Genomic DNA, 14,553 nt, shown 5'->3' on the forward strand with positions numbered 1-14,553 from the left:
CCTAGCCCAAGACATCCCAGTAGGATCCGGAAGTGGGGTAAACTTTTAACCCAGTAAACCCAGACAATACAGGGAGACAATCTTGGGCATTGAACTGCGCAGCTATGTTTATCTCGATAGCCTGCAACCGCAACACGCATCCTACATTGGTACAGTCGCCCTTGGATTTCTACCTTTACCAGGAGACTCATCCCTCTGGATTGAAGTGTCCCCAGGCATTGAAATCAACCGCATCACCGATGTGGCCCTCAAATCCACTTCCGTGCGCCCAGGGGTACAATTCGTTGAACGTTTGTATGGGTTACTCGAAATTCACTCGCCCCGCCAAGGGGAAACGAAAGCTGCGGGCCAAGCAATCCTCGATTCCCTTGGGGTAACGGCTAAGGATTGCCTCAAACCGGAGGTGGTCTCGAGCCAAATTATTCGTAATATTGATGCCCACCAGGCCCAATTGGTAAACCGAAATCGACGGGGGCAAATGTTGCTGGCGGGCCAAACCCTCTATGTCCTAGAAGTACAACCCGCAGCCTATGCTGCCCTCGCAGCTAATGAGGCGGAAAAATATGCCCAGATTAATATTTTGCAGGTGACGGCGGTGGGGAGTTTTGGCCGGGTCTATCTTGGGGGTGAAGAACGGGACATTATTGCCGGTTCCCAGGCTGCCCTTGCGGCGATCGCCTATGCCCCTGGCCGACCCCAATCAACCCAGCGTCAAGAATAATTCTGAAACGAACCATGGCATCTCAACCGCTCAATATCCTCAAACAAGGCACCCTGGCATGGCTCCAATGGCGGCAAGCCCACCCCACCGTGATTCCTGACTTGAGCCACGCCAATCTCAGTCGCCTCAACTTGCGGGGGGTCGATCTCAGTCGCTGCAACCTGTCCCAATGCCTCTTTGACCACAGTCGTTTAATTGCGGCCAATCTCAAACAAGCCGACTTGAGTGGTGCCCAGGGGGAATCTCTGCAGCTTTTGGATGCCAATTTGCAGTCTGCCAACGCCAGTAATGGCCACTTTGCCAATAGTAATTTTTCGGGGGCCGATCTCAGTTTTGCCAATTTGATCGGTGCGGACTTACGTCAATGCTGTTTGCAAGGAGTCAATTTTTACCACACAAATCTGATCGGGGCCAATCTCCGCTACAGCAGCCTCCTAGGGGCAAACCTCAGCCAAGCCCAACTGCATCGCGCTAATTTAAGCGAAACGAACCTGAATGAAGTGAGTTTCAATGAAGCGGATCTCAGTCAAGCCAATTTATTCGAGGCAGAAGTCGGCAAGGGACAGCTTTATAAAGTCAAACTTGTGGGCGCGGATTTGACCCAAGCCCACCTCCACCACAGTTACCTGTTTGGGGCAAATCTCCAGGGGGCGACCCTCCGTAAAACCGATGTACGCTGGAGCAATCTGGCCTATAGCAATCTGGTGGGGGCGGATCTAGAAGGGGTAAATCTCCGGGGGGCAGATCTCAGTCATAGCGATCTAACCGGGGCGTCTTTGGTGGGGGCAAATCTGCGGGGTTGTCTGCTCCAGGGGGCAAATCTCCAGGGTTGCAACTTAGAAAATGCTGACCTAGAAGGAGTTGCTTTGGGACGGGTCAATTTGCAGGGGGCGATCATGCCCGATGGCCAACGGCGTTGTTAAATCCGGTGTTGTCCCGCTGGGGAAAGCTGGAGCATTAAGAACTTAAGCTAGGATAAATGTAGTCCCTGCGGAGTCGAGATCTATGGCTGAATCTGGCGATCGCCTTGGTGAGAATCGTCTACGACAATTACGTCTTTACCTCTATTTGGTGCCGATTCTGGGTTTTTTTCCGGCATTATGGCAGCTCTATGGAAACAAAGGTGATCGCCGTGAACAACGCATTAGTCGCCAGGCGATTATGCTAATGCTGAGCTGGCTAAGCCTCTACCTGGGGTTAGGCTGGGGGAGTGACCATCTGGCGGGAATTGGCGGGTTTCGGATGATGTATCTCAATGCCCTGCTGACGTCTGGATATTTTCTCGGTTGCTTTGTTTTGATGGTACGTGTTTGGCAAAAATCCGCTAAAACGACCCCGACAAACACTGATCAGATGGCCGACAATTTCGAGGAATATTTTCTGAAGTAAAACTCACCAAAAGTGGAACCTCTGGTTTAGCATAGCTATCAAAGTATTTCGTCCCGCAATTTTTAGTGTGGTCTTTCCGGTGTGAGGAAACCTGTGCCTGCAACAAAATCGTCCCTAGCAAATCAACGTCTATCAGCCAAAGCAACCCAAAAACAAAAAAACGCTAAAGCTAACCCTTTTCAGAAGTCGTCGTCGAAAAAACGGCGGCCCCTTTCGACCTGGCACTGGTTAATGATTTGGTGTGGTTTGACGGGTGTTTCGATTGTGTCTGCTACGGCGGGTGCTTTACTGGCGGTGTCCCTCTCCTCAACCCCCCTGCGCCAAACGCCCCTCGCCCCGGAAGAACTCAGCGTCTTCTCCCAGGATGAGGCGATCGCCAAACAATCCCTCCGTTTACCAGAACTGACGCGCCCCGTAAATATTCTGCTGTTGGGGACAAAAGTGCTCACCTCCGAAGTGGATGACGGCACCAATGAAGACCTCGGTTACCACGCCCTCGTGAATTCCTTTGAAGGGCTGGCCGATACGATGCTGCTATTGCGCTTTGACCCCGCCGACAAACAAATCTCTATCCTCTCCATTCCCCGGGACACCCAGGCCAACATCGAAGGCTATGGTCTCTCGAAAATCAACCATGCCAATGCCTACGGTGGTGCAGTCCTTTCCGCCAAAACCGTTGGGGATCTTCTGGGTGGCGTCGAAATTGACCGCTATATCCGCGTCAACGTCCAGGGCATTGGCAAACTCATTGATGCCCTCGGTGGGGTTACGGTCTACGTCCCGAAGGACATGAAATACCAGGACGATAGCCAGCGTCTCTACATCAACCTCAAGGAAGGAGAACAGCACCTTAATGGCGACGAAGCCCTCCAATTTTTGCGGTTCCGCTATGACGAATATGGCGATATTGGACGTGTTCAGCGCCAACAGACCTTAATCCGTGCTGTTCTAGAGCAAAGTTTAACTCCCAGTAACTTGGTGAAATTTTCCCAGGTCATGTCGATTATTCAATCCCATATTGATACGAATATGAGCGTTCAAGAACTGATTGCCCTCGCTGGCTTTGGTTCTCAGATCGAGCGCAGTAATATTCAGATGGTGATGCTTCCAGGGGAATTTAGCGGCGACGGCAGAAACGGCAGCACAAGCTATTGGTTACCCCACCGCAGCCGCATTAGTCGGGTGATGGCCCAGCATTTTGACATCCAGACCGATTACGCCAGCAATTTAGACTTTCTCTCCCCTGGGGATGTGCGCATTGCAATCCAAGACAGTACCGGGAATTCCCAAGCCGTGCGATCGCTCCTCCAGCGTTTAAACGAAGCGGGTTACAGTCGGGTCAGCATTGCCCAGGACTGGTCAGAACCGTTGGAAAACACGCGCATCGTCGCCCAAAAGGGAGATGATCTAGCGGCTTCTGAAATTCGCGCAAACCTGGGATTTGGGGAAGTGCGGGTGGAAAGTACCGGAGTATTAAACTCTGATATCACGATTCAACTGGGCCGCGACTGGCTCACCCTGGCAAATAATCTCCCCGGTCAAACCACAGTCAATTAGAGCGATTCAACGATCCTAATTGTGGCTGCTGCCGTCGTTGCCTTTTGGCGGGCTTCGGTAGCATCTTTCCCCTTGGCGAGGGCGACCCCCATGCGACGGTAGGGACGAGAATCAGGCTTACCGAACAAGCGGAGATCTGTGTCTGGGATAGCCAAGGCTGCCGCAACGCCAGTAAAAATAATTTGATCGCTATTTTTCTCAGCTAAAATCACCGCACTGGCTGCCGGACTCAGCAATTCAATGGTGGGAATAGGTAGACCCAAGATCGCCCGGAGATGGAGTTCAAATTCATTCAGGTTTTGGGAAATGAGCGTCACCATGCCCGTATCGTGGGGCCGGGGAGATAATTCCGAAAAAATCACTTCATCTTTGGTGATAAAAAACTCGACCCCAAAAATGCCCGCGCCACCGAGTTTATCGGTAACTTTCCGGGCAATGTCTTGGGCATCTTTCACTTGGGCTGCGGTTAAACCAACGGGCTGCCAGGATTCTTGGTAGTCACCCCTTTCTTGGCGGTGGGCGATCGCCGGACAAAAGAGGGTTTCTCCTGCCCATTGGCGGATGGTGAGGAGGGTGATTTCTACTTCGAAATCGATGAATTCTTCGATGATAATTTTGGCGGTGTCCCCCCTGGCCCCCTCAATGGCGTAATTCCAGGCCGTTTCTAATTCGTCGGCAGTTTGTACCACGGATTGCCCTTTACCAGAGGAGGACATTACGGGCTTGATCACGTTGGGAAAGCCGATGTCCTGGGCCACAGTTTTGAGTTCTGCGAGGTTGGTGGCGTAGGCATATTTGGCGGTACGCAGGCCTAATTCTTCGCTGGCGAGATCCCGGATGCGATCGCGGTTCATGGTGAAGTTAGTGGCGGCGGCGGTGGGGATAACGGTGTAGCCTTGCTGTTCTAATTCGATGAGTTTTTCGGTGCGGATGGCTTCCACTTCCGGCACAATAAGATCCGGTTGATGTTTTTTGATCACCGCTTCGAGGGCTACCCCATCGAGCATCGAAATGACTTCCCGTTGGTCGGCCACCTGCATTGCCGGGGCGTTGTCATAGCGATCCACAGCGATCACGGTATTGCCTAAACGTTGGGCGGCGATCGCCACTTCTTTACCCAGTTCCCCAGAGCCCAACAACATGATTTTTTTCGGTAATGCGATCGCCATTTTTTCACCTATTGCCAAGAACAAAACAGGGATATCATACCGTTTTTAGCTGTACACGCGCCCCCGCCAGGCCTTGGGTTTTTGTCGGGCTGACAGAAAAATCCGTGCCACCGCAAAGGGATCGGCGAAGGGAGATAACCAAAATAGCCATGCACTTTTACCGACGCTAAATTGGCGATCATAGGAGCCGGAAATGGCCAACAGCATCCCGAAGCGCACCAGGAGCAAAAAGACATTTAAGCCCAACCAACCAGACAAAAAGGGATTGCTTAGACCTTCTTCGATGCCCCCAAACAGCAGCATCGTCAAGGGAATCGGTAGGCCTTGCACCATGGTCAGTAGCCACAGTTGCCCCCAGAGTTCTGTCCGGGAGGTGGCATCTTTTAAATCGAGCGATCGCCCCCACTCATCCCAGGTTTCCCGCATCCCTTCGTACATTCTGACTTTAATAATTTTCGCCCCATCCAAGAAGCCCACCTTATACCCAGCCTTCGCAATATTTCTCGCCAGGGTCACATCATCACAAAAAGATCCCGCCGCCGAACGGTGGCCCCCTACTTTTTTTAAAACCTCGCGCCGACAGAGAAAACATTGCCCATTGGCCATCACACTATCTTGATCTGGTTGGCGAATCCCCGCCACATCAAAGCGAAACAGCAAGGTCATCAATAGCGCTGGCTGTAACCACCACTCCCCCGGCGATCGCAAAATAAACCGGGGCGACAAGGAAACCAAATCAAACCCCTCCTCTTCAGCAGCCTGGAGAACACTGGCGATCATGCCTCGCTGCGGTTGGGTATCGGCATCGACTCCCAAAATCCACTCACTGTCTGGGGAACTATGCTCAAAACCCCAATTCAGCGCCCAGGGACGGCCCACCCAACCCGGAGGAAGGGGATCATCCGTCAGTAGGCGAAAGCGTGGATCTGTTTTTGCCTTGGCTAAAACCTTTTCCCTGGTGCCATCGGTGGAATTACTATCAACGACGAGGATTTCTCGCACTTCATAGCTTTGCTGACTTAGCCCATCCAGGCAGGGTTGAATCCGTTCTACTTCGTTGAGGCTCGGCACCACCACTGTGACGGCGGCTAAATTATCAGAATTTGAAGCTTGGGGAGTCAAAGGCGATCGCCGCACCGCCCCCTTCATTAACCGCGCCAGGACAACTAAAGCCCCACTACCCTGAATGAGCAAGCCAAACAGACAAAGACCACCGATCCATACCGGGGAAAAATCCATAACTCAAGTAATTTCCAGCTAAAAATAAACACAAAAAACCCCCGATTTTAGAGGATGGGGGCAATACGAAAAAAATAGTTAACGACCGGCGCCCACGGGCATTTTCTCAGTCGTGGCATCCACCATCGGCAGCGTCGTCGTTGCTTGGCTTGCTTTGGGGATACTGAAGTACAACACAGTAACCGGTGCCAAGCCCAGCAGGATTCCCAACAAAATCGGTGGATAAATGCCGCCACCAATGCTCATCATCGTCGCAAAGCCAAAATTCAAAAGATACATGGCGAAGGGCAACATCAACTGTTCCCGGGACAGCTCAAGGGGTTCCTTGCCCCAAAACAGGCTGGCAATGCCCATAAACACACAACCGGTTCCAAACCAACCGGAGAAATTTTCGTAGGGCATCCCAAAAAATGGCCCGACCACTTCCCATTCCCAGAAAGGCACAGCGGTTTGGCTCATCCCCGGATCTAAAACAAAATCCCAAGAGGTGAGCAGCAAAGCGCCAAGGGCGATCGCCGCTAAAGAATAGATCCACCGAGGCAAATTATATTTCTGCAAACCCACCCGCGCGATCAGAAAACTACTAAAGCCCAGATAAAACCAAGACAGAGGAATGGTAAACGGGACTAACCCCGCAATCTTATAGCCCAAACCGCTGGTGTAGTGATAAGCCCCAAACGGAAACCCCGTACTGGTGCCCATTAGTTCCGCTGATACCGACACTGCTAGCGCTGGAATAAGAAAAGACAATAAATATTTTTTCCCCAGCAGGCGATAGGCATAGACAGTGACCGCAGCCATCCCCAGGAGCATATACATCACACCACCATTGGCCATCGAGAGACGAAAAGCAACCTGGCCAAAATCGGGCAAGCTGGCAATGAAGTCGGCATTTGGTAAAACAAGCAGTAAGCCCGCTAAACCAAAGGCCATGGCCAACCCATGACCCCACAATAAATATTCTTCTGGCTTGAGCCTAATTTTCATAACTGGCGCTGACCTCCTGGCGTCCCTGGGGCGCAAAATTGAACTGAGAAGCGATTGACACTCCCCATAGTTTACAAAAAATTGTAAATAAATCTGTAGATTGGTTACAAAATAACCACTCGTATCGCTCTTATCTGTAATACCCTTGATCTAACCACGTTTTTTGGGTGGAGAAGAGCTTTCCGAAATGTCTGTAGTCTGTAGATTAACCCGTAAATCTTTATTTTCAGTTGGTGCAATGACATGAAACGAATTCTTGTGATCGATGATGATCCTATCTTGCAAAAGATCCTGGAAAATTTACTCACGCAAGCTGGATATCTCGTCGCGGTCGTTCTGTCTGGAAAGCAGGGACTCGATATTTGGCTGGAGTTTCAACCGGATCTAATCGTTTCTGATGTGCGTATGCCAGAAATGGATGGTTTTGAATTCTGCCGGTATATTCGTTCTCAACCGACAGGACAGTTGATTCCTTTTCTATTTTTGTCGAGTCAGACTGATGTAGAAGCGCGCGTCGAGGGTCATTTTTCAGGGGCCGATGACTATATCGCCAAACCTTTTGAAATGAAGGAATTACTCGCAAAGATTGAGCGCCAGCTAGCCAGAATAGAAAACATTCGTGCAGAAATGCAACGGCTCGCTGCCCAGGCTAACGTTGAGCAGATGAAGCAAGCCCCAGAACCACTCCCGTTAACCCCCGCCGAGATGCGTGTTTTTTGGGAGGCGGTTCAAGGTTGGACCAATAAGCAAATCAGCGAGCATCTTTATGTCAGTCCGCGCACTGTCCAGACGCACCTCAGTAGTATTTTGAATAAATTAAACCTTGAAAATCGGTCTCAATTGGTGCGGTTTGCCTATGAAAATGGCTATGAAAAACCAGCAAATCATTCTGAGGAAAGCTAATGGGACAGGTTTATGAGTTGGCGGTATTGCAGCGGGCGATCGCCACTGATCCAGACCGCTGGCGTCCCCTTGTGTTTACCAATGGCTGTTTTGATCTGCTCCACGTGGGCCATGTCCGTTATCTAACCGCTGCGAAACAACTGGGCAAAACTTTGGTGATTGGCTTAAATGGCGATCGCTCCGTGGCAGGCCTTAAACCCCAACCCGACCATTTACCGGATCGTCCCATCATCCCCGAAGCCCAACGCGCCGAACTTTTGACCGCTCTCGCTGTTGTGGATGCCGTCATGTTATTTGATGAACCCACCGCCACCCAAACCATCGCTGCTCTACAACCAGATATTTATGTTAAGGGGGGTGATTACACGCCAGAAACACTCCCGGAAGCGCCTACCGTTAAGGCCTACGGCGGTAAAATTGAGTTGATCCAGATTGAAATTCCGACCTCCACCAGTGGCATTATCCAAAAGATTCTTAAACAAGAGTCAATATTTCCTACTGTGTCCTGTGATAGTCTGGTTTGATGGTGATTTCCGTCCCACTGGGTAAAGCTTTATCGCTCTGCTTGACTCAATAGTAGATTTCGACGGCGATCGCCCACGCACTACATCCATCACAATTTTTTGACGCAACACATTGGGGAGACACAGTTTACATGGAGGCAACCAGCGATTTACTGCAAGAATTTTCGGCATTATCGGCGAAAAAGCAGCTAGAACAAATCCCCCAACTGATTGACCAAGGGGATGCTGGTTTTGCTTGCTTGAGAGAATTTTTGATGGCGCAACAGGGCCAGGCGGCAACCCCTGTCATGGGAAAAATTTGCCAGGTGCTCACCCAGAATCAAACCGCCGAAAATTTACTGTTCATGCAGCAGGAATTTCCGGAGGGGGTCGTTGAACTCAAGTCAGCGCGAGAGATTGATTACCAGATTATTCAAGACAAATTGATCGAAGAGGAGTTTCTGGAAGCGGATATCTTAACCCTCCAGAAAATGTGTGAACTGGCAGGAGAATCTGCTATGAAACGAAAATGGCTCTACTTTACGGAGGTAGAGCGATTTCCCGACGAGGATCTGCTCACCCTCGATCAGCTGTGGCAGGTTTATTCTGGCGGGAAATTTGGCTTTTCGGTGCAGCGTAAATTATGGAATTCCCTCGGTAAAGACTTCAATGCCCTCTGGGAAAAAATTGCCTGGCGAGATGGGCGAACCTGGGCGCGTTATCCCAAAGCATTTATTTGGAATCTGGATGCACCCAGGGGACATCTGCCCACCTCCAACCAGTTACGGGGCGCAAAAACGATCCTCGCGCTGTTCCAACATCCCGTATGGACAAAGGACTAGGATTTCACTGAACCCGCTAAAATTCCCCGTACGAAATAGCGTTGTAGGCTGAAGAAAACGCCGAGGGGAACGATCATCGAGATAAAGGCTCCGGCAGTGAGTAGGTGCCAATCCTGACCCCGTGACCCGACTAAATTACTCAGTTGGATGGTGACGGGGGCAACGTCATTTGTGGTGCCCAAATAAACTAGGGCGATGAGCAGATCATTCCACACCCAAAGAAATTGGAAGACCGCAAAGGAGGCGATCGCCGGCATCGAGAGGGGGACGATTAATTTCGTAAAAATTTTCAGATGGGACGCGCCATCCACCGCCGCCGCTTCGATTAAATCTTTTGGTAGTTCCCCGATATAATTCCGCAGAAGATAAATCCCTAAAGGCAAGCCATAGCCTGCATGGGCGAGCCACACCCCCAGAAAACTGTTGGACAGACCAAAATCTCGATAAGCCCGCAGAATCGGAATCAGAGTCGTTTGTAGCGGGACAACCAGCAAACAAACCACCACGATAAATAAAAATTGTCGCCCCGGAAATTTCATCCAGGCAAAGGCATAGGCGGCAAAACAGGCGATCGCAATCGGAATTACCGTCGCGGGAATGGCGATCGTCAAGCTATTAAAAAATGCCTGCCCCATGCCCTCTGATTGCAACACATCCACATAATTACCAATGTGATATTGGGTCAGTTCAAAGGGATGTTGAAAGATTGTCCACCAGCCCGTTTCCAGCATTGCATCCCGTCGCCGAAAGGAGCTAATCAGTAACCCCACCGACGGCAATGTCCAGATAAAAGCGATCACCAATAACGAAATATGAATCGGTGTTTTTTGCCAAAATTGAGTTTGCTTTTGCTGTGCCATTAGCGTAATTTCTCCTGTGTTCTAAACCGTCGAATATTACTGATCATTACCGGAATAATTAAGATTAAAAGCACGATGGCGATCGCACTACCACGCCCAAAATTTCGATAATTAAACATCTCTTTAATCATGCGACTGGCAATCACTTCCGTGCCATAATTACCCCCCGTCATCACAAAAACAATATCAAATACTTTCAAGACCAAAATAATAATCGTGGTACTGACAACGAGAATCGTGGAACGGATCATTGGGATCGTAATTCGCCAAAAAATTTGCCAACTATTCGCCCCATCAATCCGCGCCGCTTCGATCACTTCTTCGGGAATGCCCTTGACTGCTGAAGATAAAATCACCATCGCAAAGCCCGTATAGAGCCAGATCATAATTGCAATCAAAGCAAAATTATTTACCGATTGTTCGACGATCCAGCCCACGGGTTCAAAGCCAAAATTCACCAACAGCGCATTTAAAACACCAATTTGATCATCCCCAGCGGGTTTGTAGGCGTACATAAATTTCCAGATGACACTCGCCCCCACAAAGGAGATTGCCATCGGCAAGAAAATCAAGGATTTAATAATTGGTTCATAGCGCACTTTGTCAACCAGTACGGCAATAATTAATCCCAAACTGACGCTGACACCTGTAACCAAAACAAGCCAAAGCAAATTGTTTTTAAACGCAATTAACATTGCCCGGTCAGTGAAGGCAAAAATATAGTTTTTTAGCCCCACAAAATTTTGCGATCGCCCATCTAGAAAACTCAAATAAAAAGTTTGCACCGTCGGTAAAATCAAATAGGCAGAAAGCAATAATAATGCCGGAGAAATATAAACCCACGGCAATAGTCGCTGATTCCAGGGTTTCGGCAGGGCATTAATCGCAATATTCGCTAAATAAAACAGCCCAATCACACCGCCACAACCAATGGCGATCGCCAAGACCACGTTTAGTAGACGCGTCCAGAATTCCATCATGACCTCCATGAAATACTTACAGTCTCGGTTAAAGAAGGATTCAGGGGAATCGAAGTCCCCCTTTGAAGGGGGATTTAGAGGGATATTACTCAGGCCAACTGTTTTCAATATTGGTTAAAACCGTTGCGGCATCTGCGCCGCCGACATAGTCCACCATGCCCGACCAGAACGTGCCCGTGCCCACCGCACCCGGCATCATATCCGACGCATCAAAGCGGATCACTTCCGCATTCCCCAAAATCTCTGCTTGTTTGCGGCTTAAATCTGTGGGATATAGGGCCAAATCAATGCCCTGTCGGGGCGAAAGATAACCCCCCAGTCCTGCGGCAACTTCGTGGGGCGTTTTACTGGCGAGATATTCCATCAACTGGCGCGCTTCCGGGGTGTCATTAAACATTGCGAACACATCCCCCGCAACGAGGATCGGTAAACCTTGCTCCGGATTAATCTGCGGCAGCGGGAACACATCCACATCTTCATTGAGGTTAATGTCCGTTGGTAAAAACGCCTCAATAAAATTCCCTTGCTTGTGTAGGTAGCAGTTGGGATCTTCGCCAAACAATCCTTGAATCGAATCCCCAAAGGGCGTACTCAGGGCACTCACCACGCCACCATAGACATAATCTTCGTTGCGAACAATGTCGCCAAAAATGTTGACCGCATTTTCCACCGCCGGATCGTTAAAGGGAATTTCGTGGTTGATCCACTGGTCATAGACATTGGGGCCTGCGGTGCGTAGCATAATTTCTTCGACCCAATCGGTACCGACCCAACCCGTCGAATCGCCACTTTCCATGCCAATACACCAGGGGGTTTTGCCTTCAGACACAAGGCGATCGCTCAGAGCTAGCATTTCATCCCAAGTGGTGGGAATTTCGTAGCCATTCGCCGCAAATTGCTGCGGGTTGTACCAAACTAAACTTTTAACCGAAGCCCGATACCACACCCCATAGGGCACATTTTCCACACTACCGAGCTGAATCCAAGACTCATCATAGGCCGCCTGCAAATCCTCAAGGCTCATAAATTCTGTGAGGGGAACCAACCGACCTTCCCGCGCGAAATCCGCCATCAGCCCCGGTTGGGGAAACATCGCTAGATCAGGCGGATTGCCAGAATCAACCCGAATCGGCAGGGTTGTCGCAAAGGTATCTGTGCCTTCGTAAACCACTTCAATGCCTGTTTCTTCGGTAAAGGGAGCCAGTGCCGCTTCAATTTTTTCCTGTTGCTCCCCGATCATTACTCCGAAAACGGTGACTTGTTTGGTATCGCTTGCTGCATCGTCTTCAGAGGTTGTTTGTTCGCCAACACAGCCCGTTAAAACCAGTGCGGAACTAAGTGCAAGGGAAGTAAGCTTAAGTGGAGATTTTTTTTGTAAAAAAAACATTCATAAAAGTTGAATTCAGCAAATAAATTAAAAGAGAAGTTTTATTTTGAATGGGGTTTAAGCGCCCCAAAAATAGCAGATGATTTTATGCAATAACGGTTTCCATTTCGCGATCAAAAAGATACAAGCGTTGGACATTCCATAACACATCAAGGGTTTCTCCCTGTTTAACCGTAGCACGGGGGTCAAAGCGCGCGACGAATTCCCCTTGTTCAGCCGTTGTGAGATAAACAATGAGTTCATTGCCCATCATTTCAATCATATTGATCGTCGCTTGCACAGCGACAGTGGGAATATCAGGGGGTAAATATTGGGGATGATAAATATCTTCAGGACGAATCCCTAGGGTAAGGGGCCGATCCTTGAACGTCACGCCACCATCGACTATAAGTTGCGGTAAATACTTTTGAATTGAAATTAAGTTTTCCCCCAGTTTGAGACAGGGTTCCCCTTCATTGGTGGTTTGTTCGACGTCAAAAAAGTTCATCGCAGGACTGCCAATAAATCCAGCGACAAACAAATTATTGGGATTGTTATAGAGATTGCCGGGACTATCGACCTGCTGCAAAATCCCATCCTTCATCACGGCAATGCGATCGCCCATGGTCATCGCTTCCACTTGGTCGTGGGTGACGTAGATAAAGGTGGTGTTGAGGTCTTGGTGGAGTTTACTAATCTCTTTACGGGCCTGGACACGCAATTTTGCATCAAGATTAGAAAGGGGTTCATCCATCAGAAAGACGGCGGGTTTACGGACGATTGCCCGCCCCACGGCGACCCGTTGCCGCTGTCCCCCAGAAAGTTCTTTGGGTTTGCGTTGTAATAGTCTTTCGATGCCTAATTGGGCGGCGGCACTCTGGACACGCTTGTTAATTTCGGTTTGATCAACTCCCTGCAATTGCAGACTGAACGCCATATTTTCATAGACGCTCATGTGGGGATAGAGGGCGTAGGATTGGAACACCATCGCAATATCACGATCTTTAGGAGAGAGGTGATTGACCCGGCGATCGCCAATGCAAATTTGCCCATCGGTAATCGATTCCAGACCCGCCAGCAACCGGAGAGAAGTCGTTTTCCCACAGCCGGACGGTCCCACAAATACTAAGAATTCACCATCTTCGATGGCAAGGTTGAGGTTGTTGACGGCGACAAAATCATCAAATCGCTTCGTCACTTGCTCGAACGTTACGCTAGCCATAGAAAGTTTTGGATTGACAACAATTATTCCCCATTAAAGCGAATAATCCTTCAATTTCCCAAAACTGAAACTACATCATGAGGGCTGTTCGGCTTGCAATTGTCCCATAAACCACTGGGCCACCTGGGCATTGCCGTCTGAGGCAACACGTTCTAGGGCTTCTTCTAATAGTGCTTTTGGTAAGTCCTTTAAAACCTGAGATGTTTCAACAGATTCATAGCGTCCAGCCCCATTTAAAACTAAGAGAAAAAACCGTTGGGCTTGGATATCAATCACCCAATATTCAGGGATACCTAAGGTAGCGTAAATTTCTTTTTTACGGTCTAAATCATGGAAAATTGTCGTGTCAGAAATTTCACCCACTAAATCTGGCACGCGCCATTCATCTAAGTTTAAATAACGGCGATCGCCTTGTTTCCACACAGGATGGTTTTTCCCAAGATACAAAACCAAGTCAGGCGCAGCGGCAATTTTTTTTGAGCTTTTTTCTAGTTGACAGCCGCCCATTAAATGTCCTGTATTTTCTGAATTGAACGCAAACCAAAAACCAATGAGTAAAGTAAATAGATTATTTACTGAAGCGTGATTAATTCCTTCTGCGCCCATTTCAACTAATAATGAATTTTGATAAAAATACAGCTTTTGTTTATTAAGATCATCGGTGGGCAAATTCCGCTGTTGTTGGTACGCTTCCCACTGGGACGGAACCCAGGGGGCGATCGCCTCTTTCTGGCGGGCATTCTTCATCGAAGCAACCATCGGTTATCCTCCAGACCATTGATTAGCTCCATTGTAAGATCTGAATTTCGTGCCAT

15 protein-coding genes are annotated in these 14,553 nt (G+C 49.3%); 7 read left to right on the forward strand and 8 right to left on the reverse strand.

All coding sequences use genetic code 11. The features are described from left to right. Positions 1 to 82: 82 nt before the first annotated feature. The 4 genes from AWQ24_RS10385 to AWQ24_RS10400 all read left to right on the forward strand — a co-directional run bounded on the left by AWQ24_RS10385 (position 83) and on the right by AWQ24_RS10400 (position 3,667). On the forward strand, positions 83 to 721 hold the full coding sequence (locus AWQ24_RS10385; RefSeq protein WP_012307634.1) for a hypothetical protein: 639 nt from the start codon (positions 83 to 85) through the stop codon (positions 719 to 721). A gap of 14 nt (positions 722 to 735) precedes the next feature. Continuing rightward, positions 736 to 1,644 carry a pentapeptide repeat-containing protein gene (locus AWQ24_RS10390; protein ID WP_012307635.1) on the forward strand — a complete coding sequence of 303 codons (909 nt, stop codon included), beginning with the start codon at positions 736 to 738 and terminating at the stop codon, positions 1,642 to 1,644. An 82-nt stretch (positions 1,645 to 1,726) separates the two neighbouring features. Continuing rightward, positions 1,727 to 2,110, forward strand: a complete 384-nt coding sequence (locus AWQ24_RS10395; protein WP_012307636.1) for a hypothetical protein — start codon at positions 1,727 to 1,729, stop codon at positions 2,108 to 2,110. A 93-nt stretch (positions 2,111 to 2,203) separates the two neighbouring features. Further along, on the forward strand, positions 2,204 to 3,667 hold the full coding sequence (locus AWQ24_RS10400) for an LCP family protein (protein ID WP_065716773.1): 1,464 nt from the start codon (positions 2,204 to 2,206) through the stop codon (positions 3,665 to 3,667). On the opposite strand, the gene purT is transcribed toward AWQ24_RS10400, so the two are convergent. The 3 genes from purT to cruF all read right to left on the reverse strand — a co-directional run bounded on the left by purT (position 3,664) and on the right by cruF (position 7,062). Further along, positions 3,664 to 4,836 carry a formate-dependent phosphoribosylglycinamide formyltransferase gene (gene purT, locus AWQ24_RS10405; RefSeq protein ID WP_065716774.1) on the reverse strand — a complete coding sequence of 391 codons (1,173 nt, stop codon included), beginning with the start codon at positions 4,834 to 4,836 and terminating at the stop codon, positions 3,664 to 3,666. The genes AWQ24_RS10400 and purT overlap by 4 nt on opposite strands. Before the next feature lie 45 nt (positions 4,837 to 4,881). Continuing rightward, positions 4,882 to 6,075 (reverse strand): 2'-O-glycosyltransferase CruG, encoded by a 1,194-nt coding sequence (gene cruG / locus AWQ24_RS10410; protein WP_065716775.1) that lies wholly within the window; start codon positions 6,073 to 6,075, stop codon positions 4,882 to 4,884. Between the two features lie 78 nt (positions 6,076 to 6,153). Continuing rightward, entirely contained in the window at positions 6,154 to 7,062 is a 909-nt protein-coding gene (gene cruF / locus AWQ24_RS10415; protein WP_065716776.1) for a gamma-carotene 1'-hydroxylase CruF, read from the reverse strand. 243 nt (positions 7,063 to 7,305) lie between these two features. Between cruF and AWQ24_RS10420 the strand changes: the two genes are divergently transcribed. The 3 genes from AWQ24_RS10420 (at position 7,306) to AWQ24_RS10430 (ending at position 9,310) form a co-directional block, all read left to right on the forward strand. Further along, a complete protein-coding gene (locus AWQ24_RS10420) occupies positions 7,306 to 7,965 on the forward strand; it encodes a response regulator transcription factor (protein WP_065711026.1) in 660 nt (219 codons plus the stop codon). Further along, positions 7,965 to 8,489, forward strand: coding sequence for an adenylyltransferase/cytidyltransferase family protein (locus AWQ24_RS10425; RefSeq protein ID WP_065716777.1), 525 nt, complete (start codon positions 7,965 to 7,967; stop codon positions 8,487 to 8,489). The genes AWQ24_RS10420 and AWQ24_RS10425 overlap by 1 nt, the downstream gene beginning before the upstream one ends. A gap of 131 nt (positions 8,490 to 8,620) precedes the next feature. Then, entirely contained in the window at positions 8,621 to 9,310 is a 690-nt protein-coding gene (locus tag AWQ24_RS10430) for a GUN4 domain-containing protein (RefSeq protein ID WP_012307644.1), read from the forward strand. Here AWQ24_RS10430 and AWQ24_RS10435 read toward each other — a convergent pair. From AWQ24_RS10435 to AWQ24_RS10455, 5 genes are all read right to left on the reverse strand, one after another. Continuing rightward, positions 9,307 to 10,170 (reverse strand): carbohydrate ABC transporter permease, encoded by an 864-nt coding sequence (locus AWQ24_RS10435; protein ID WP_065716778.1) that lies wholly within the window; start codon positions 10,168 to 10,170, stop codon positions 9,307 to 9,309. The two genes, AWQ24_RS10430 and AWQ24_RS10435, sit on opposite strands and share 4 nt — an antisense overlap. Further along, entirely contained in the window at positions 10,170 to 11,150 is a 981-nt protein-coding gene (locus AWQ24_RS10440) for a carbohydrate ABC transporter permease (protein ID WP_232318803.1), read from the reverse strand. The genes AWQ24_RS10435 and AWQ24_RS10440 overlap by 1 nt, the downstream gene beginning before the upstream one ends. A gap of 85 nt (positions 11,151 to 11,235) precedes the next feature. Then, the gene (locus tag AWQ24_RS10445) at positions 11,236 to 12,537 is read right to left on the reverse strand and encodes an ABC transporter substrate-binding protein (protein WP_157096857.1); all 1,302 of its coding nucleotides are present in this window, start codon (positions 12,535 to 12,537) and stop codon (positions 11,236 to 11,238) included. 85 nt (positions 12,538 to 12,622) lie between these two features. Continuing rightward, a complete protein-coding gene (locus AWQ24_RS10450; protein WP_065716780.1) occupies positions 12,623 to 13,738 on the reverse strand; it encodes an ABC transporter ATP-binding protein in 1,116 nt (371 codons plus the stop codon). Between the two features lie 75 nt (positions 13,739 to 13,813). Further along, on the reverse strand, positions 13,814 to 14,497 hold the full coding sequence (locus AWQ24_RS10455; RefSeq protein ID WP_065716781.1) for a Uma2 family endonuclease: 684 nt from the start codon (positions 14,495 to 14,497) through the stop codon (positions 13,814 to 13,816). Between the last annotated feature and the right edge of the window lie 56 nt (positions 14,498 to 14,553).

It is taken from the genome of Picosynechococcus sp. PCC 8807, assembly GCF_001693295.1.
Classification (GTDB): Bacteria; Cyanobacteriota; Cyanobacteriia; order Cyanobacteriales; family MRBY01; genus MRBY01.